This window comes from Acinetobacter sp. R933-2, from assembly GCF_030325485.1.
Classification (GTDB): Bacteria; Pseudomonadota; Gammaproteobacteria; order Pseudomonadales; family Moraxellaceae; genus Acinetobacter; species Acinetobacter sichuanensis.
Genome location: NZ_JACAIJ010000015.1, coordinates 46,550 through 65,168, shown reverse-complemented (window position 1 = coordinate 65,168; position 18,619 = coordinate 46,550). Strand labels below are relative to the sequence as shown.

Sequence of the window (18,619 nt, the reverse complement as noted above, 5' to 3'; positions counted from 1 at the left end):
GTTTTTTTATTGGTCTGTGGCTCGAAAATATTGAGATAAAATATGGCTGTGATTTTACAAAACTCGACATCAGCAATATTAACCAAAATTTCTGATGAGTTGAGCGGTCTTCCAAATCAGTATATTGATTTTTATAAAAAAACAAATGGAATCATCTTTACAGATTCAGATGAGTTTAGCTCTTATTTGACTGAAATTGATGATGAAATTTCTTTGGAAGCATTATTTCAAATTGATACCAAAAATGTAAATTTTGATCTTTTGGTGATGCAAAGAGAAATAGGAGATGATCTCCCAGATGTATTTTGGATTATTGGTGGCGATGCAGGTGGTAATTTTTATTTATTGCATCGGCATACCCAGCAAATCTGGTACTGGGATCGAACATGTTTATATGGTTGTGATCGTTTAACAGAGCGTGAAATTGGTCAATATTATGCAATGAAGATGAGTTTTTATGAATTACTGACTTTGATTTTTCAACAAATAGAACAGTGCAAAATAATAATTAAAAATAAATGATTTTAGTAACAAAAAATAATATGAAAATAAGTTTTTTAAACGATAGCGGATAAGACTTTAGTCATGTCTTATGAATTTTTCTAATGGTATAAATTTAAATTAAATTAATTATTAAATATTTTAACAGGTGGTAAATTTTTTAATAAAAATATTTTTATAATGTTTAAAATCAAAAAGATATGTATTTTTTATTTTTATTTAAAAAAAATGTAAAAATAATTTTTTAAAAATTTGGTAAATTTTTTATTTTAAAAAGTGATGTGATTAACGTTATTTTAATAGATCATAATGATTATATTTTTTGTAAATAAAAATTTTAAGATAAAGTCAGTTGTAATAACATATTGAATACAATATCATACAAATGTGTAATATTGTGAAATATAAAAGCAATGAAAATACTTGATAAATACTATGAAGAAGTATGTGATTTAATTTATCAAATTCCATTGTGTAAAGATGGGTGGATTAACTTTTCTGAAAAAATATTAACAATTTTTGATGCATCATATATGCATATTCAAGCTATAGATTTTAGTTTTAATGTAGTCTCTTATAGTAATGGTGTAGGTATATTAGATTATAAACATTATGCAGAAGCTGAATTATATTATTTACGTTATCCAATTAATGCTGATCCACGATGGGAACAGTTTTTAGATCCTCAGCGAGTAGGTTGGTATCAGTGTCATACTCACCTATCGGAAGAATTTGTTAAAAATTCTGATTTATATCAAAAAATATTATTACCAATCGGCTTGAGATATGTCGCGACTCATGAACTGATTTGGGATGAAAAAATTTGTATATTTTGGAGTATATCGACATCTGAAAAACGTGGCTTCCTTGATGCTCAAGAGATTGATTTTCTAAATAGTTTGTTGCCGCATTTAAGGCGTATTGTCAGTGCGCAGCGCCATTTATATGAATTATCTCTTGATAATATTGTTGGTTATAATTTAATAGACCGTTTAACATTGCCGATTATATTGCTTAGTTTATCTGGGCAGGTTGTTCATTATAATCCTAAAATGAGACAGTATTTAAAACTTAATGAAGCAATCCAAATTAAAAATACACAACTCTGTTTGCCTAAAACCTATCAAAATATTTTAAATAAAACACTCTATGAGATTGAACATGCTTTTCGTTATCAACAAGAGCAGTTAGAACAGTTTAACCAGCTTAAATTCTCAGTTGTTGATAAAAATCATGATTATTTTTCCTTTACAATTAGTTTACTTGTATCAGAAAAAGAAATGTCATTTTTTGGAATTCGACCTTTGGTCATGTTAACTTTTGAACGAGATGTACGAGAAACTTTACAGAATGTACAGTTAAATATAGAAAGGTATTATTTATCACATGATATTTTAAAGAAAATATATAAATTATCAAAACGTGAAATAGAGGTTTGTGAATTATTTGTAAATCGGCAAAATTTAGAAAAGATTGCTCAAAGAATGAATATTACAATTAGTTCAATGCGAACATATATGAAAAATATATTTTTAAAAACAGAATGTAATTCTCAGGTAGAATTAATGCAATTATTAATGAGCATTAGTATATTAGAATAGTTCGGTTGTTATTTATTTTTAGTTTGTTGATCTCTTAATGCTAAATAAGTGACTAAATCCATTTTTGCACGTTCTTTCAATTTCATTTTAATATAAATGACGAGTGCAAAACAGGTCGTTGCAATGGTGAGAAATAAGCCATTCATATAGGTCATCATTGAACTCACATAACCGATTGTGGTCAGGCGGTGCATCATTTTAACCACTTGTGGACTGCTCTCAATACCTGTAATTGCCCATGTACAAAGGTGTTCACAATTATTCACGATGAGATGGTAATTATTTTCGTGCATACGGCTGCGCATACGACGAACAATATGGCGTCCTTTAAACTTAGGTTGTTCATATAAACGAATGATGATTTTTCTATTGCGTGCAAATTTATCGAGTGTTGTGATCTCGATGGGGCGCTTTTTAAAAAAATGTGCAAAACCAGAGTAATGAATGACACGACCTTTACCAGCGTAAATGCCATGATGACTATAACCAAAGTTTTTTACTATAAGATGTGTACCAAGCGGGTATCGAACTAAACGTTTTTTTTGCATATTCCACTTTGTTCCAATAAAAGTGTACAAACGTATTTTATTGAAAGAATAGTCACATTATAGCGAAGCCCAACTAAATGTGCAGCATTGAAAGCAAGAATTAAGTAAAGATTTACAACTAAATAATGAATTGATACTCATTTACTTTTAATATTCGGTTTAGCACATTAAAAGAGCATTGCAAGTGAAAGTTTTAAATCCGTTTGAGCGTATTTCATTGATGATCTTCAGTATTTTTTCATTATCAACATCTGGCGTTCACGCAACAACTGAATATATAAAAATCGAAAAAAATCATGACACAATTGCTGATGTTGTACATATTCGCCAGTTAAATCAGCTTAAATTGTTTTTAAATGATGCAAAGCAGCAGCCATATAATAAAATTAAAGCAATCGCAAAAAATTTATCTCAGTGTCAAGTTTTAAGCTTTGCAATGAATGCAGGAATGTATCATGCGGATTATTCAGCAGTGGGTTTATATATTGAAAATTCACGACAAATTTCGAGTTTAAATACACAAAATAAAGGGTTTGGTAACTTTTTTATGCAACCCAATGGTGTGTTGGCATGGAATGATCAACACGCAATGATTCAAACGACACAGCACTATGCAAGCTCTGGGTTTAAAGCCAATTATGCCACTCAATCGGGTCCAATGTTGGTTATAGATGGGAAAATAAATGCTTCATTTTTACCGCAATCAGACTCATTAAAAATACGCAATGGGGTCGGCGTTAAAAACAATGAATTGTATTTTGTGATTAGTCGAGGAAAAATCAGTTTTTATGATTTTGCAAAAATTTTTAAAGATAATTTAAAAATTGATCAGGCATTATATTTAGATGGCTCAATTTCAAGTGCTTATATTCCACAAGCCCATAGAAGTGATCATCGTTTTAATTTGGGACCTATTGTTGGATTTGTAGAGAAAAATAGTTGCCCATAATCTTATAAAATTGAAGCCAAAGACTTATTTTTCAAGAGGATTTTTATGTTGGGTGATGCTAAAGGTTCATCCTAAGTTTGCTTAAGATGAACTTTAGATTTAAATATCAGACCAACAGATGAGTTTTATTCAGACAGGGTTTTTAAAAATTCAGGCTGAATACATTGATCATAAAAACAATTCATTTGCCCATATTTATAACGCACAGGGGCTTCAACGACTCCAACACGTTGTGCATATTTTTGCCATTCTTGGGAAAGCTCTTGTATTTTATCTGGATGTTGTGCTGCCAGATTATGTAAATAACTCGGATCTAATTTACGATTGTATAATTCCCATTCGCCTGTTCCATAAGGTGCAGCTTGTCGTTGCACAGCCCAATCACCTTTATATAAGGCACGGCGTGTATTAAATTCCCAACCTAAAGCGCGCTCTGGTAGAGCCTTTCCTTTAAACACAGGTAAAAAAGAACGCCCCTCCATATTCAGCAAAGCTTGCCCATTGAAATGAGTCGGTCGTTTTGCTTGTGTGAGTTCAAGTACAGTGGGTACAAAATCCATCACGTGAATCGTTTCAGTCTGTATTTGACCTGCTTTGATTTGACTTGGATATCGCATAATGGCAGGAACATGAATACCGCCGTTGGATAACATACTTTTAAAATAAGGCAAGGGCGTAGATGCAACTTGTGCCCATTGTGGTCCTAATGTGACATAAGAGCCTTTTTTACCCATATTTTCAAAGGTATTATTAAATGTGGTATCTACCCATTCACGGATGCCATTTTTGTCTTCGGTTGTGCCTAATGATTCTGGTGTTGATGATTCAGCACCATTGTCAGACATAAATAAAATCAGCGTATTATCTAATTCACCTGTACTTTTTAAATAATCAATCATACGACCAATATTATGATCCATATTGTCAATCATCGCGGCATAGATCTGCATGGTTTTGCTTTGATCTTGTTTTTGCGCTAGGGTGAGTTTATCCCATGTTGGGAAGACATCCATTAATGGATTATTAATTTTTGTACCTTTTGGAACAATACCCAATTCAATCATTCGTTTTAAGCGTGTTTCACGAATTTTTTCATAACCTTCTTGATAATGACCTTCATATTTTTTTAGATATTCATCTGGTGCTTGTAAAGGCCAATGTGGTGCTGTAAATGCAAGATAACCAAAGAATGGTTGATCCTTTTTACGGTCATGGGTGAGGTATGAGATCATTTTTGTGGTGAAAAAATCGCTTGAATAAAATTTTGTGGGTAAGGTTGTTTCTTTACCATCTTCAAAGTAGCGTGCTTTATAATTACCAGGGAACATTTGGCTAGCATCCATATGCGCTGCACCGCCTGGCATTAAGGTAAATGAACGATCAAATCCTCGTGCTTTGGCATGGCTATCTTCTGTTGCGCCTAAGTGCCATTTACCTGTTACAAATGAAGCATAGCCTTCTGGTTTTAAAATTTCAGCTAAAGTCATCACTCGATGATTTAAGCGACCTTCATAACCAGATTTATCTTTTTGTTCTGGTTGTAAAAACTCAGCCATACTGCCTAACCCAGCTTGATGGCTATCATTTCCTGTCAGTAACATAGAGCGTGTCACGGAACAAGTTGGACCTGCATGAAAATTACTCAGTACAGCGCCTTCTGAAGCTAATTTTTTCAAGTTAGGTGTTGAAATTTCTCCACCAAAAGGTTGTATGTCCGAAAAGCCTAAATCATCTGCAACAATGACCAAAACATTGGGCTGCTTTGCGGGCGTTGCATAAACTGAAAGACTGCTGAGTAAAGTTGGAACAAATACAGCGGCAAGTGCTAATTTTTTAGTAACCATAACGAATCCTTGATAGTGGTTATTTATGTAGGTGAAATGATGATGTGCATGGCAAAAGCTGTCCGATTTTTACATCAAACTTTGACCATTTTGCGTTTTATGCTATCGGTAAGTATTTTGTTTAGATCAATTTCATCCTAATGCTTCGGCTAATAGAATTTAGATCGAATGATCTAGAGTGGACATGCAATAGATCATTCGAAAGTGGATATTCAGTATGGGCTTAAATATGCTTAAACAATGCTGAACGTGATTGCTCATTGGCACCATCAGCCGCACTTAAAAAACGCTCAGTATGAATGTCTTTTTCAAATAAACGGCTTTGCATCAGGGTCGAAATAGCAGCATCAATCATGGGTGGTGGACCACATAAATACGCTTTGTGCCCACTGCATTTATTTTCAAAATAATCAGCAACGGCTTCATGCACAAAACCTGTAAAACCTGTCCATTGATCTTCATCTTTAGGTGCATTTAAAGCAGGGATATAACGGAAATTTGAATATTCTTTCATTAAATTTTCAAAAATTTCACGGTTATATAGCTCTGCAACATCACGCGCACCTTGGAACAGGTAAATAATGCGTTCATCACCAGATTCGAGTAAGTCCAAAATCATCGATTGAGGACTCGAAAGACCTGAACCACCTGCAATGAAAATCACACCACGATCATCTGATTTACGCACAAAGAATTGACCATAAGGACCAGAAAGATCAATTTCATCGCCTTCTTGCAGATTGTCATGCACATAAGTGGTTGCTGCACCACCTGCAACTTTACGGATATGCAGCTCGATGATGCCTTCTTCATTGGGTGAATTGGCAATCGAAAAAGCGCGCGTGCCTTCAATATCAGGCAATTGAATATTGACATATTGACCTGCCTGAAATTGCATAGCACGGTCAATTTCCAAACGAATGCCTTTAATGGTTGGTGAAAGGTCTTTGATTTCGATGACTTTGGCTTGGTAGTCTTCCACCAAATAGCCTAAGAAATCGTCATCTTCATCGACATCTGCCTCAATCACCATGTCAGATTCAGGTTTGCAGCAGCATGCCAAAACCTTATTTTCCTCACGCTCAATGTCCATCAACGCAAAAGGAGAGGCTTCACCGACATCATAAAAACCGTCAGTGACTTGAACTTTACAGGTTCCGCAGGTGCCATGACCGCAAGCAAAAGGCAGCCAGACACCTTGACGTAAAGCTGCATCTAAAATGGTTTGATCTTCCTCTACCTCAATGGTCATGCCAATCGGTTCAATGGTCACTTGATAAGTCATACACGTGCTCCTTTAAACATGACTGCCGTTATAGCCATTAAGATTTGGCGTCACGAAGCGTAGAAGTGATTTATGGTCAAAGCCCAATTCTTCCAATGTTTTAGAAAAATCATTGGCAATGTGTTGACGGTTTAAGGTGAATTGCACATTTGCCCAATCAATTTGCTCAAACTCAGGATGTTGATGAAAACCGCCTGTAATTTGCTGATCAATCAGGTCTTGTAAAGTTTGTTTTGGCGACACAAGCAGGGCATGTGCGGCACAAAACAGGGTGTGATGATCCCAACCTACATAAATTAAAATATTATCGCCGTAATTTTTTTGCTGATCGCGTGCTTCAAATTCGTAGTTGGCTTGAATGGCTTGTACTGGCATGAGAATACTCCTAATGTCCTTGTATAGATCTCTTTCATAAATCAAATAATTTGTCTGAATTCATCTTGAAAAGTTCTTCACCGTGTCCCTCTCCTTAATAAGGCGAGGAGATTTTCATTGTGAATTTCATTTTGTACATAAAGTGATTTTTGAAAGAACTCTTGTGAAGCCATTCCAAAAATTTTATTCATGAAATGGCTTCTATTCCTTAATGATTTAAGCGGTTTGACCTTTCCATTTTTTCCAGCGTTCTTGGTCAGGTGAGCCTTCGATATCCAAGTTGTCTGCGCCGACATTAAAGTTGTAGTAGTCACGTAAAATACTTTCTAAGTCAGGACCACCACAGTTGCCTTGTAAAATTTGGTTGACAGGTAACCATGCCTGAATATATTTCTCAGGTTCACGTTCAAAAATGTCATGACAGCCATCTGAACAGGTGTGATAACGCTCACCTTTATAAATAGAATCACGGTAGCTAAATTGAGTTTGATCGCCATCCATTTCAGTAAAGGTCATTGGAACCTGACAGATCTGACACAGTTGTGGTAAGCCATCGCTATAGAAACGCTTGCCTTCGGCTTCCATTTTGCGTGCCAATTCCCACTTTGGACGGTAGTATTTGTCGAATGTGTCAGGGTATTTTTCAGAAAGCCAATCCATTTCTTCATCGGTTGGAATCCACGTATGGAAACCTGCTGCATGACCGAAGTTATAGAAAATCCACCATGCTTGATGTGAAACGTGTTCTTTCTCTTTTTCAATCACTTCTGAGTATTTCGGCATGCGGATACCGTAACGACTCAAGTCTTTGAACAATGCGCCGCCTGCTTCTTCAAAATAAGTTTCCCAAGCTTCTTTCCATGACATCACTTTGTTTGGCAACATGTAGTCCATCATCATGCCAACAATTGAAAGTAAACGCGTACCACGCCAGAACCATTTATCAATCCATTCCTGCACGATTGGTACGTTATCTTCATGTTGTTCAAGTAAGAATTTGACGATTTCCAAACCAAGCGTCATGTGACGCGCTTCGTCTGACTGCGCAGAGAAACCGAAAGTCACGGTTGCCATATCGCCGTTGTAAGCTGCTCCCGACATGAAGGGAACGAACAATAAGTTAGTCAGGACATATTCAAAGGCAAAGCTGATTGCCAATAAAAACTCAAATGGTCCTGCTGAACGTGCATCTTCAAAGAATGATTTTGGTACAGACAAATACCAAACACGGTCATGCATATGCGCCCAATCTTGGAAGCCATCAAAGAACTTGTTGTAATGGCTCATGGCATGGATTTGGGTTTGCACATGGCGCAATTCATCAATCGATTGCATTTGTGATGCAATACGTGCACCGATACCGCTAAACTGACGACCTACATGTGCATAGCCTTGATAAGCTTGATATTCGAGCGGTGTGACTGCGGTTAAAAAAAGTTTAATCGCATTTAAATAACGCTCATTGGAAACGTTTAATTGCCCATTATTTTGTGCAAAAGCATCAAAAATGGCATAGAGTTTTTTCTCTTTTTCCGCTTGGTATTTCCAGTAAGAATCCATGGTTAAGCGGAACGGATCTTCCCACTTTGACCAATCGGTGATCTTAATGCCTTCAAATTCTTCATAAGGAAAGGCATCTTTGCGGTCTGCATAGGAAAAATCCCAGTCCAGATCACGGGTCAGCATGCGATAGCGGTCTTTGGCATTGAGTTTTTTTGTTGCTGTTTTTGCAGCAGTTTTAGTATTTTTAACATCAGTATTCATGTTGATCATCCTGTTCAATATCGAAATTCAGTGGCGTATGGCTGCCTAAATTCTTAATTCCATTTCAGTGTAAAGGTGTCATCATCTTCATCGACGTTGCCACCCAATGTGATCATGTTGAGTTGTAATTCCTGAATGTCCCAGTCCTGTCCAAGTTTTTCAGAAACCGTTTCAGCACGAATCACCAATTCACCAACACTTTCCACACGGATCATGGCAGGGAGGTACTGAATGGTCGCTTCAGGGTTGTCTTGTTCAATCGCTTCAATGATGTAGCGTGAAGTGTCGTTGTCTTGTAGTGCTAAATAAACTTTTGATGTCATGGTGCAATTCCTTATGCAAGATTGAAAATGTCAGCTAAACCCGCTTTTTTACTGCGTTCAGCAATCACAGCCAGTCCTTGTTCGATTTCAGCATCATTCAAGGCTAAAGTTGCCCATGCACCGAAAGCTTCTTGGACTTGTGGTAACAGTTCAGCAACCCAGTTTTGAATCAGGGCTTTGTTTTCTTCTGATTCAGCAATTGCCAGTTTGAATACAGGGTCTGACCATTTGCGTAAATCGGTTAAACAGTCCTGCATAAACTCAGTCAGCATTGCCACATCACGTGCGCCATTTTCAACCAAGAGTTGGTCAAATGTTCCGTAAACTAGACTTTGCATTAAGCTATCAATCAGTAAATTTTGCAGCACAAACAGTTTGAACCAGTCTTGTTCAGTCAGGCTGAGTTCACACAGTTTGCGCAGGGGTTGCCAAGCGGCATCATTCATCCAAGCATTTTTTGCTTGTTGCAAAGACTCACCTGTATTGCCATCCAGCAATAGACCAATACGGGAAATGTACTGTGCCATACCAAGGCGATCCATGGCTGCAAACATACAGGCTTGGGTAATGACTGTGCCATAACCATAGGCACTGCCTGACATCATGTGCAGATTTGCCGTTTGTTCAACGTAGCGGAAAGGCAGTAGGCAAGTGATGATTTTTTGTTTGATTTCATCACTGATATTTTCCACCAAATGACGCTTTTCAAAGAATGCATAATTGCTTTCAGCCACATCCTGTAAACGCGCACGGTGTTGTACATAAGCCCCATAATAAAATTGGCGTGGGTCTTTAAATACATACCAGTCTTGCATGTGTAGCGCAGTATAGCTTGGGTCATTTAAGGTTTTTGACGGATTCCATAAAGGACGATAATGGAAGTTGGCTGCACCTTGAATATCAAAGCTGACTTCTTGATAACGTGTCGCAGGCTTAGTACCAAAACGGCGTTCGATATACGCATAAGTTTGGCGAATTGGCGCGACATTGGACGTTTTAATTTCTAAAGTCATCGTGATCTCCTTATAGATAAAACTCAGATCTTCTTGATCTGCATCATTACGGCTTAAATGGTTTTGAAACTGAATTTTCGAAGTCGAAAATGGCTTATTGGTCTTGCTTCAGTGCGTGTTGCGCAATCGGATTTAACACATCGGGTTCTTCGCCATAACGCCATTTGTCTTCTTGGGCGTCATTCCATGCTTTTTGTGCTTCGGTCATTTCAACCACTTGGTTAATTTCACAAAAATGTTGAAATGCTTGTTGCGGTAAAACCAATTCGACAAAAAGCGTCGGGTCTTGAATAGCAAAATCAAATTCAACAAATTTGGCATTGCGGTCACCTGTAACACGAATGTATTTGGTGAGTTGATCCTGAGTGGTCTGATTCATAACGATCATCCTTTTGTCTTTTACACTGAAATCATTTCAGTGGTGCAAGTGTGCATTTACTCTATACATTTCAAGAACTGTGCCAACTTTTATATTTATATATATTTCAATGGTTTAAAATTATATTGAATAAACTTGAGTATTTTGATCAAGATGAATTCATGATTTAATGAAATGAATTTTGCTGAATTTTAATGATTTGATGAAATTCTGAAAATGGTTTGAATAAATATCGCAATCGCTTAAAAATAAGATAAATTTTCAAAAAAATAAAAGCTGCAATTTTTGGATAGTGATTGCAGTTCTTGTCCTATCTGATTGTTTGGAATCTTTGCATGATGTGGAAAACAACAAGCAAGGATGAAGGAAATGTCAGGAAAATATATTCAAGTGACAACTGCAACAGGGAACCAATACAAAGCTTACTTAGCAACTTCTGTAGATGGTAAAGGTCCGGGTGTTGTGCTGTGCCAAGAAATTTTTGGCGTTAATCAAGCCATGCGTGACAAGGCAGATTTACTTGCAGAAGAAGGTTATAGCGTTTTAGTACCAGATTTATATTGGCGAATCGCACCTGAAACAGAGTTAGGTTATGGTGCTGAAGATTTTCAACGTGCATTTGAGTTGTATCAACAATTTGATGAAGATCTCGGTGTACAAGATATTGAAGAAAGTTTGGCTTTTTTAAAAAGTTTAGATGTATGTGATGATCAAGCACAGCAAGCGGTGGTTGGCTTTTGCTTAGGTGGAAAATTGGCATATTTAGCAGCGTGTCGTATTCCAAATCTGGCGTGTTCTGTAGCATATTATGGTGTTGGGATCGAAAAATCACTTGCTGAAAGTCAAAATATCCAAGGCAAATTGTTATTACATATGGCGGAACTGGATCAATTCTGTCCTGAAAATATTCGCCAAGACATTCAACAGGGTTTAGCGCAGATCAAAGGTACAGAAGTCTATGTTTATCCGCAGGTAGATCATGCTTTTGCTCGTCCAAGAAGTGAACATTTTGATAAAACTGCCGCACAAATTGCTCATGAAAGAACAGTTGCTGCATTACGTAAAACCATCGGTCCTGATTATGATTTAGCAGCTCTGTGGGAGGAACACATTCGCCATGAGTTTGATACACGAGATGTCCCTGCAACCATGGCAACCATGGTGGCTGAGCCTTATGTGAATCATATCCCAACCATGACGGGCGGTGTTGGTTATAAGCAACTGTCACGTTTTTATCAGCATCATTTTGTTCATCAAAACCCTAAAGATATGAGTCTGATTCCAATTTCTCGTACAGTGGGAGCAACCCAAGTTGTAGACGAGTTCATTATGAGTTTTACCCATGATGAAGAAATTGATTGGCTGATTCCGGGGATTGCACCTACAGGTAAAAAAGTACAAATCCCAATGTTAGGTGTAATCAAATTCCGTGGTCCAAAACTATGTCATGAACATATTTATTGGGATCAAGCAAGTGTGCTTGTTCAGTTAGGTGTTCTCAATCCACAAGGTCTACCTGTTGCAGGTGTAGAAACCGCACAAAAATTGATAGACGAATCTTTGCCTTCAAATACCTTAATGCCATCTTGGTCATCAAGTGAAAAGAAATCAGTCGCTTAATAGGAGTTGGTAATGAAGATTGAATTTAAAGAAAAAACAGTCATTGTGAGTGGTGGTGCAACGCTGATTGGTCAAGCTGTGGTTGATGCCTTTATACAAGCAGGTGCAAATGTTGCGATTTTAGATATAGATCCAGCAGGGCAAAAAATTGCAGATGCTTATACAGACCAAGCTTTATTTATTGAAACAGATTTAACCCATGATACGCAACTTAAGGATGCAATTTCCCAAGTTCAGCAAAAGTTTGGGCAAGTTCATGTTTTAGTCAATTTAGCATGTACATATTTAGATGACGGATTTCAGTCGAGTCGTCAAGATTGGCTCAAGGCTTTAGATATTAATTTAGTTTCAGCTGTAGAGTTAACTCGTGCTGTGTATACGGACTTAAAAGCAACACAAGGTTCAATTGTTAATTTTACCTCTATTTCAGCGCAATGTGCACAAACAGGTCGCTGGTTATATCCCGTATCTAAAGCTGCAATGCAAGCATTAACCAAAAGTATGGCAATGGATTTTGCAGCCGATGGTATCCGAGTCAATTCAGTTTCACCAGGTTGGACATGGTCACGTGTGATTGCGGAAGTGAGTGGACAAGACCGAGCAAAAGCAGACCGTGTGGCGGCAGATTATCATCTTTTAGGGCGTTTAGGTCACCCTGAAGAAGTGGCAAATGTGGTGCTGTTCTTAAGTTCTCAAGCTGCGAGTTTTGTGACAGGGGCAGATTATGCTGTAGATGGTGGTTATAGCGTGATGGGACCAGAGCAAAATCAACCCGCAATTCCACGTTTAGCAGATTAATTATTTTTTAGATAACGACAGCTTTTAGGTAAATACAGCTTAATTTTACCCAAAACAAAAATTTCATGGATTGAATAAGGAAATATCAAATGCGCAAAATAGCAATCGTAGGTGCAGGTCAGGCAGGCTTACAACTTGGTTTAGGGCTTTTAGATAAAGGCTATGAGGTTAGTATGTATACCAACCGTACTGCTGAGCAGGTTAAACATGGCAAAGTCATGTCGAGTCAATGTATGTTTCATAATGCATTACAAACCGAACGTGATTTAGGTCTAAATCAGTGGGAAGAGCAATGCCCTGCAGTAGAAGGGATCAGTGTCACGTTGGTAGAACCAGAGAAAAAAGAGAAAGTTTTTAGTTGGAGCGCACGTTTACAACGCTATGCTCAATCTGTGGATCAGCGTGTCAAAATGCCAGAATGGATGGGTGAGTTTGAGCGTCGTGGCGGAAAGTTAGTGATTCAAGATGTAGGTTTAGCTGAATTAGAACAACTCGCTGAACAATATGAGCTTGTTTTATTGGCAGCGGGTAAGGGTGAAATTGTCAATCAATTTGGTCGTGATGATACACGTAGTCCATTTCAACAACCACAACGTGCATTAGCTTTGACTTATGTTAAAGGCATGCGTCCAATGTCACCTTATTCACGTGTCGCTTTTAACCTGATTCCTAATATTGGTGAATATTTCTGTTTTCCTGCACTCACAACCAGTGGACCATGTGAAATCATGGTCTTTGAAGGGATTCCAAATGGTCCAATGGATTGTTGGCAAGAGGTTAAAACACCAGAACAACATTTGGCAAAAAGCTTAGAAATTTTAGAAAAATATATACCGTGGGAGGCTGACCGTTGCCAAAATGTCGAATTAACAGATGATGGTGGTTATATTGCAGGGCGTTTTACTCCGACAGTACGTCATCCTGTTTTAACTTTGGCATCAGGTAAAAAAGTCTTTGGTATGGCAGATGCTTTAGTGGTCAATGATCCTATTACTGGTCAAGGTTCAAACAATGCAGCCAAATGTTGCAAGGTTTATTATGATGCGATTTTAGCGCATGCAGACCAAGCATTTGATGAAGCATGGATGCAGCAAACCTTTGATCGTTATTGGGATTATGCACAGTATGTTGTGGACTGGACCAATAGTATGCTACGTCCACCTGAGCCACAAATGATAGATGCTTTGGTCGCAGCTTCTCAAAACCAACACATTGCTGCACAAATTGCTAACAACTTTGATGATCCACGAGGGTTTTCTCCGTGGTGGTTTGATGCAGAAGCGAGTCAGCAGTTTTTACAAGGCACTGATTTAAATCGTGTGGCATAAAGGAGTATGGCTATGAATCATTCAGTATCATCTTTAGGTTTAGCTGCAATTAATGTCAATGAACCACGCCACATTCGTAATTTGTTAGGGCAATTTGCGACGGGTGTTACGGTCATTACGACTACAGGACAAGATGGACGTAAAATTGGTATGACCGCAAATTCATTTTCATCTTTATCTTTAGAGCCGCCTTTAATTTTATGGAGTTTGTCTAAAACTGCACCGAGTTTACCCGATTTTGTTGCTGCACCACATTTTGCGATACATGTCTTAGGTCATCATCAGCATGAGGTTTCTGGGCATTTTGCGCGTGGTGCTGAAGATAAATTTGCCAATATTGATCATCAGATGTGTGATCTGGGTTTACCGATATTACAAGATAGTTTGGCTACTTTAGTTTGTCGAAATGTCAACCAATATGAAGGTGGAGATCATCTGATTTTTATTGGAGAAATTGAGCATTATCAGCAAAATGATGGTGATCCATTGGTTTTTCATGCTGGAAAATATCGTATAGCCGCACAGCATCCAAACTCATGATAATAAATGTTTAAAATGCCATAAAGGAGCTGATCAATCAGTTCCTTTTTTTATCTATAAAAAATAGAAAACTCAAATGATTAACGCAAAAATTTAACTTTAGTTTCTGATGGGCTATAGCCATAACGTTTTTTATATTCTTGGGAGAAACGTCCTAAATGCGTAAATCCCCATTTCAGTGCAACTTCAGTAATTGCTTGATTTCCTTGAATGAGTTCCTCATGAACTTGTTTAAAACGTAACTCTTTTAGATATTGCATAGGTGTCATATTGAGATACTTTTGAAAACCCAAAAATAAACTACGAACACTAATACCTGCGTGTTGTGCCAAGATTTCAATTGTTAAATTTTCATGTAAATGAGCATGAATATAGTCTTGAGTGCTTTTAATAAAATGCGGTGAAATCTGTCGTTGTTGGGTCTGCGATAATTGAGCTTGATAACTGTGTGTTTGACCATAGAGTAAAGCATTATAAATATTTGCTTCAAATTGTTGTAAAGCTAAAGGATGCTTCAATGGATGATGATCTGTATGAATTGCCTGTAAAAGTTGTTGGAAAAGTTGTAGAAAATATTGCCCACTGACCTGTGAAAAGTCGAGTTTTGGATCAAAAATAGGATGAGTTAAATTAAAATTTGCTAAATGTTGTTGGCAATGTAGCAATAAGCGATCTTTACTGATTTTTAAAATCATTTGTGGGGCGCGCGCTTTCCATTTCATTCTTAAAGGCATATCTGGAGATAAAAGCGCAGCAATTTGTGAATAGGAAATAAATTTTTGTTGTTGAAATTCAATTTCAGCATAACCTTCACAAGGAATTTGAATGAGATAAAAATCTGTTAAACAGTCGGGTTCAATATAAACGTCTAGACCATATTCCAAACGGCTCACTGATAAATGACCACAACGAATATGATGCATTGAAGAAAGCGTTGATGAAGACGAACAGGCTTTTAAACGATGAGGTTTAAGTACATGTGCGACATTGTGTTGAGTTTCAGCAAGATCTGAGTTTTTAAAAATAAGTGATTGTTGTGAAAACAAGGTATTCGAAAATGGCGATACAAATGCTGAATGTTCAGTCTGAGTAGGTGTAGACATAGCTGATTCCTTTAGCTAAGTACATTATTTTATTAAAATATAAAGATATAGCTCCTGCCAAAACCTCGATATTTTTGTACAAATGAATAGGGTAAAACATGAATAAATAAGAAGTTGACTGAATTAGTCAGAAAAATCAAGTGAATTTAGATAAAATAATCACATGAAGAAGTGCTATTGAATGGATAGCACTTCGAGTCATTATGATGTAGGTTTTGTCAGTCAAAACTTAGAGATCATAACTACTTTTTTTCCAAATACCCAAATCAATCATTTTTTGAATTTGTGGCTCAAGCACTTGCTCTTTATACGTTGCATGGTTGCTTTGTACACCATCAAGGTACAAATTTTTAGGATAAATATTGTTTTGATAAATTAATTGAGCACATTCAGAACGAATATCTTTCATCCAGTTTGACACTTGAGAATGCGTACGATGATAACGTAAAGCTTCAATGTCAATCACACCTGAAACATAAGTTGAGCCATTAGTATCACTTTGTTTTCCAATGATTCGACCTTTATAATCAATAACTTGTGATAATCCGCCGCCACAATCAATAGGTGCTAAAGTATTTTCATCTAAATACATTCCGCCAATATTCGGTGCAACAACATACATATTGTTTTCAAGAGCACGTGCGCGATTCGAAATTTCGAAAATATCATTTTGGGTAAAAGGTGTCGGTAGAGAAGCGCGATAAACCACTTCAGCACCATTCATGGCAAGCCCACGACCATTTTCAGGGAAGTTACCTTCCATTGCCATCATAATACCTAAGCGACCAATTTCAGTATCAACTACAGGCCAAAACGATTGTAAGTTATAACCGTATTTTTCTACCCAAGCATCAAATAAGTCATGAGGAGAAGCTGAACGTTCACAAGGCAGTAGAGCAGACATTTTGTGATGTTTTAGAATAATCTCACCTTGTGGATTAATAATAAAACCCACATTAAACATAATGCCTGACCAGTCTGGATCTTTGACTTTTGCTTGCGCCATAATAAAAACATTATGGCGTTTTGCGAGTTCACCTAAACGATCAGTTTCAGGACCCGGAATTTCCATCGCACCATCTGCAAGAAAATCTGCAATGGGTGTATCAAGTGCTTCATCGTTAAATCCTTGTAAAGCACCTTCAGGTAGTACTAATAGTCTTACAGGCAAATCTAGGGAACTTAACCATAATGCTCCTGCGGTCAGTTCCTCTAAATGAGAAATATTTTTCATAATGTCAGCACGACTTTTAATTCCCCAAATGGTTGGAACTAAACCAACAACTCCATAAGGTTTAACCATAATAAATATCCTTTTTAAAATAAAAGTGAAAAGACTGACAAAGCATTGTCATCAGCTTGCCTATTTAAGTTATCAGTATGCTGATAATATTTCAAATATTATCTGAGGAAAATCTAAAAAATGATCATCTGGCAGAAAAATGATGAAAATGAGAGAGCAAATAAAATTTGATATTTTAAAAAGCTAAAAAACCCCTGTCTTTTTCAAAAGATCAGGAGTTTTTAGGCAAATTTAAAAAAGTAAAACGATCATCACCTTAAAATGATGATGAGTTGACTATGATGACGGTGTTTCAATGTTTGGAATATAAGCAAGCCATTTACGTAAAGTTGCTATTTCTTGTTCAGAAAAGTCTTGCTCAAGTTTGTCTTCTAGCTGTTCAATGGCTTCGGTAGCATCCAACAAAACTTTTGAAGCATTTTCTGTGATTTCAATACATTGAACTTTTTTATTATGTGGATGGGCATTTTTGGTGACCAAATCCATTTTTTCCAATTTATTGATCATTAAGTTAACGGTTTGTGGTGTTAACGATGCATAACGAGCAATGTCTGCATTTGAACAACTTGGGTAAACAGAAACAATTTTTAAAATCGTAAATTGGGGCGGAGTAATGGCATATTCTAATAAGACTTTTTCCATTTTGAGATGGTAGGCATGAGCCGCTTGTCTGAGTAAAAAACCGAGATAACCCTGTTCAGGGCTAAACATATCTGTTGCTTGGTGAAATTGTTTTACCATAGTGCTAAAGTGCTTTCTCTTTAAAAATAATCATATAAAAATATAAAGCTATCTTAAATCATCTTTTTATAGACTTAGATAGGATTGTTGTAAGGCTTTCGCATCCGCTAAAGCATAATGAGGCTGTTCAGATAAAACCGCAGTTGTTCGTTGTTCTAGCCATAATTGCATGGTCAATGGTGGTGTGATCATACAACGACCCGCAGCTAAAATAAGACTACGGCTAAAAAGAGCAAGGTCTTCTGGCCAGTCTGCAATGATATTGATCTGTTCATATTGTAATAAATAATCATGTAAGCGCTGCTGAAAAACTGAATAAGAAACAGGGGCTTTTTGAGTAATAGGCAAAACATTTTGCTTGACCCATTCTACAGGTGTGGGGCATTCTAAAACTTCATAGAAAAATAGCCCGTGTTCGTCCACCAATGCCATGGAAATCAGTTCACCACCGAAACCATTAAACTCACAATCTAAAAATAAATTCATTTTTCTGCCTTATATTTTGAAAATTTAAATCAATATGTGAGTAAATACTCAAAAGGTATACTGATATGCTTCTAAGGTCATACAGTTTTATACACTAAAACCAGTATCATTATATATG

The 18,619-nt window shown here is 36.8% G+C and carries 19 protein-coding genes; 7 read left to right on the top strand and 12 right to left on the bottom strand.

Features of this window, described 5'->3' with window-relative positions:
* The first annotated feature begins 42 nt into the window (after positions 1-42).
* Positions 43-522: an SMI1/KNR4 family protein gene (locus tag HX005_RS15950; RefSeq protein WP_286378112.1), complete on the top strand. Its 480-nt coding sequence runs from the start codon at positions 43-45 to the stop codon at positions 520-522.
* Between the two features lie 392 nt (positions 523-914).
* A complete protein-coding gene (locus HX005_RS15945) occupies positions 915-2,102 on the top strand; it encodes a helix-turn-helix transcriptional regulator (protein WP_286378111.1) in 1,188 nt (395 codons plus the stop codon).
* An 8-nt stretch (positions 2,103-2,110) separates the two neighbouring features.
* Here the strand turns inward: HX005_RS15945 and HX005_RS15940 are convergent, their stop codons facing one another.
* Positions 2,111-2,650, bottom strand: a complete 540-nt coding sequence (locus HX005_RS15940) for a lecithin retinol acyltransferase family protein (RefSeq protein WP_107008825.1) — start codon at positions 2,648-2,650, stop codon at positions 2,111-2,113.
* Between the two features lie 220 nt (positions 2,651-2,870).
* On the opposite strand from HX005_RS15940, the gene HX005_RS15935 reads away from it, so the two are divergent.
* Entirely contained in the window at positions 2,871-3,599 is a 729-nt protein-coding gene (locus tag HX005_RS15935) for a phosphodiester glycosidase family protein (protein ID WP_286378131.1), read from the top strand.
* 125 nt (positions 3,600-3,724) lie between these two features.
* Here HX005_RS15935 and HX005_RS15930 read toward each other — a convergent pair whose 3' ends face one another.
* The 7 genes from HX005_RS15930 to HX005_RS15900 all read right to left on the bottom strand — a co-directional run bounded on the left by HX005_RS15930 (position 3,725) and on the right by HX005_RS15900 (position 10,582).
* Positions 3,725-5,443, bottom strand: a complete 1,719-nt coding sequence (locus HX005_RS15930; RefSeq protein WP_286378110.1) for an arylsulfatase — start codon at positions 5,441-5,443, stop codon at positions 3,725-3,727.
* Between the two features lie 223 nt (positions 5,444-5,666).
* Positions 5,667-6,728 (bottom strand): NADH:ubiquinone reductase (Na(+)-transporting) subunit F, encoded by a 1,062-nt coding sequence (locus HX005_RS15925; protein ID WP_286378109.1) that lies wholly within the window; start codon positions 6,726-6,728, stop codon positions 5,667-5,669.
* Between the two features lie 12 nt (positions 6,729-6,740).
* Positions 6,741-7,103: a phenol hydroxylase subunit P4 gene (locus HX005_RS15920; protein ID WP_286378108.1), complete on the bottom strand. Its 363-nt coding sequence runs from the start codon at positions 7,101-7,103 to the stop codon at positions 6,741-6,743.
* 216 nt (positions 7,104-7,319) lie between these two features.
* Positions 7,320-8,867 carry an aromatic/alkene/methane monooxygenase hydroxylase/oxygenase subunit alpha gene (locus HX005_RS15915; protein ID WP_286378107.1) on the bottom strand — a complete coding sequence of 516 codons (1,548 nt, stop codon included), beginning with the start codon at positions 8,865-8,867 and terminating at the stop codon, positions 7,320-7,322.
* Between the two features lie 53 nt (positions 8,868-8,920).
* On the bottom strand, positions 8,921-9,190 hold the full coding sequence (locus HX005_RS15910) for an MmoB/DmpM family protein (RefSeq protein ID WP_107008820.1): 270 nt from the start codon (positions 9,188-9,190) through the stop codon (positions 8,921-8,923).
* A gap of 11 nt (positions 9,191-9,201) precedes the next feature.
* Positions 9,202-10,203, bottom strand: coding sequence for an aromatic/alkene monooxygenase hydroxylase subunit beta (locus HX005_RS15905; protein ID WP_286378106.1), 1,002 nt, complete (start codon positions 10,201-10,203; stop codon positions 9,202-9,204).
* 94 nt (positions 10,204-10,297) lie between these two features.
* Positions 10,298-10,582, bottom strand: coding sequence for a phenol hydroxylase subunit (locus HX005_RS15900; RefSeq protein ID WP_107008818.1), 285 nt, complete (start codon positions 10,580-10,582; stop codon positions 10,298-10,300).
* A 369-nt stretch (positions 10,583-10,951) separates the two neighbouring features.
* Here HX005_RS15900 and HX005_RS15895 point away from each other — a divergent pair, with 369 nt between their 5' ends.
* The 4 genes from HX005_RS15895 (at position 10,952) to HX005_RS15880 (ending at position 14,868) form a co-directional block, all read left to right on the top strand.
* Complete coding sequence (locus HX005_RS15895) at positions 10,952-12,202, top strand: dienelactone hydrolase family protein (protein ID WP_107008817.1); 1,251 nt, start codon at positions 10,952-10,954, stop codon at positions 12,200-12,202.
* A 12-nt stretch (positions 12,203-12,214) separates the two neighbouring features.
* A complete protein-coding gene (locus HX005_RS15890) occupies positions 12,215-13,000 on the top strand; it encodes an SDR family oxidoreductase (RefSeq protein WP_107008816.1) in 786 nt (261 codons plus the stop codon).
* Between the two features lie 89 nt (positions 13,001-13,089).
* A complete protein-coding gene (locus tag HX005_RS15885) occupies positions 13,090-14,328 on the top strand; it encodes a styrene monooxygenase/indole monooxygenase family protein (protein ID WP_286378105.1) in 1,239 nt (412 codons plus the stop codon).
* 12 nt (positions 14,329-14,340) lie between these two features.
* The gene (locus tag HX005_RS15880) at positions 14,341-14,868 is read left to right on the top strand and encodes a flavin reductase family protein (RefSeq protein WP_107008814.1); all 528 of its coding nucleotides are present in this window, start codon (positions 14,341-14,343) and stop codon (positions 14,866-14,868) included.
* Positions 14,869-14,948: 80 nt separating this feature from the next.
* Here the strand turns inward: HX005_RS15880 and HX005_RS15875 are convergent, their stop codons facing one another.
* The 4 genes from HX005_RS15875 to HX005_RS15860 form a co-directional block, all read right to left on the bottom strand.
* Positions 14,949-15,971 (bottom strand): AraC family transcriptional regulator, encoded by a 1,023-nt coding sequence (locus HX005_RS15875; RefSeq protein WP_174492785.1) that lies wholly within the window; start codon positions 15,969-15,971, stop codon positions 14,949-14,951.
* A 229-nt stretch (positions 15,972-16,200) separates the two neighbouring features.
* Positions 16,201-17,274, bottom strand: a complete 1,074-nt coding sequence (locus tag HX005_RS15870; RefSeq protein WP_286378104.1) for a nitrilase-related carbon-nitrogen hydrolase — start codon at positions 17,272-17,274, stop codon at positions 16,201-16,203.
* A gap of 276 nt (positions 17,275-17,550) precedes the next feature.
* Positions 17,551-18,015, bottom strand: a complete 465-nt coding sequence (locus tag HX005_RS15865) for a MarR family winged helix-turn-helix transcriptional regulator (protein ID WP_286378103.1) — start codon at positions 18,013-18,015, stop codon at positions 17,551-17,553.
* Between the two features lie 66 nt (positions 18,016-18,081).
* Positions 18,082-18,501 (bottom strand): hypothetical protein, encoded by a 420-nt coding sequence (locus HX005_RS15860; protein ID WP_107008810.1) that lies wholly within the window; start codon positions 18,499-18,501, stop codon positions 18,082-18,084.
* Positions 18,502-18,619: the final 118 nt, after the last annotated feature.

Excerpts from the sequence above, each read along its gene's own strand:
- HX005_RS15930 (WP_286378110.1), bottom strand. The coding sequence starts at position 5,443 with ATGGTTACTAAAAAATTAGCACTTGCCGCTGTATTTGTTCCAACTTTA.
- HX005_RS15875 (WP_174492785.1), bottom strand. The coding sequence starts at position 15,971 with ATGTCTACACCTACTCAGACTGAACATTCAGCATTTGTATCGCCATTT.
- HX005_RS15900 (WP_107008818.1), bottom strand. The coding sequence starts at position 10,582 with ATGAATCAGACCACTCAGGATCAACTCACCAAATACATTCGTGTTACA.
- HX005_RS15890 (WP_107008816.1), top strand. The coding sequence starts at position 12,215 with ATGAAGATTGAATTTAAAGAAAAAACAGTCATTGTGAGTGGTGGTGCA.
- HX005_RS15860 (WP_107008810.1), bottom strand. The coding sequence starts at position 18,501 with ATGAATTTATTTTTAGATTGTGAGTTTAATGGTTTCGGTGGTGAACTG.
- HX005_RS15945 (WP_286378111.1), top strand. The coding sequence starts at position 915 with ATGAAAATACTTGATAAATACTATGAAGAAGTATGTGATTTAATTTAT.
- HX005_RS15905 (WP_286378106.1), bottom strand. The coding sequence starts at position 10,203 with ATGACTTTAGAAATTAAAACGTCCAATGTCGCGCCAATTCGCCAAACT.
- HX005_RS15895 (WP_107008817.1), top strand. The coding sequence starts at position 10,952 with ATGTCAGGAAAATATATTCAAGTGACAACTGCAACAGGGAACCAATAC.
- HX005_RS15885 (WP_286378105.1), top strand. The coding sequence starts at position 13,090 with ATGCGCAAAATAGCAATCGTAGGTGCAGGTCAGGCAGGCTTACAACTT.
- HX005_RS15870 (WP_286378104.1), bottom strand. The coding sequence starts at position 17,274 with ATGGTTAAACCTTATGGAGTTGTTGGTTTAGTTCCAACCATTTGGGGA.
- HX005_RS15920 (WP_286378108.1), bottom strand. The coding sequence starts at position 7,103 with ATGCCAGTACAAGCCATTCAAGCCAACTACGAATTTGAAGCACGCGAT.
- HX005_RS15950 (WP_286378112.1), top strand. The coding sequence starts at position 43 with ATGGCTGTGATTTTACAAAACTCGACATCAGCAATATTAACCAAAATT.
- HX005_RS15940 (WP_107008825.1), bottom strand. The coding sequence starts at position 2,650 with ATGCAAAAAAAACGTTTAGTTCGATACCCGCTTGGTACACATCTTATA.
- HX005_RS15925 (WP_286378109.1), bottom strand. The coding sequence starts at position 6,728 with ATGACTTATCAAGTGACCATTGAACCGATTGGCATGACCATTGAGGTA.
- HX005_RS15880 (WP_107008814.1), top strand. The coding sequence starts at position 14,341 with ATGAATCATTCAGTATCATCTTTAGGTTTAGCTGCAATTAATGTCAAT.
- HX005_RS15935 (WP_286378131.1), top strand. The coding sequence starts at position 2,871 with ATGATCTTCAGTATTTTTTCATTATCAACATCTGGCGTTCACGCAACA.
- HX005_RS15865 (WP_286378103.1), bottom strand. The coding sequence starts at position 18,015 with ATGGTAAAACAATTTCACCAAGCAACAGATATGTTTAGCCCTGAACAG.
- HX005_RS15910 (WP_107008820.1), bottom strand. The coding sequence starts at position 9,190 with ATGACATCAAAAGTTTATTTAGCACTACAAGACAACGACACTTCACGC.
- HX005_RS15915 (WP_286378107.1), bottom strand. The coding sequence starts at position 8,867 with ATGAATACTGATGTTAAAAATACTAAAACTGCTGCAAAAACAGCAACA.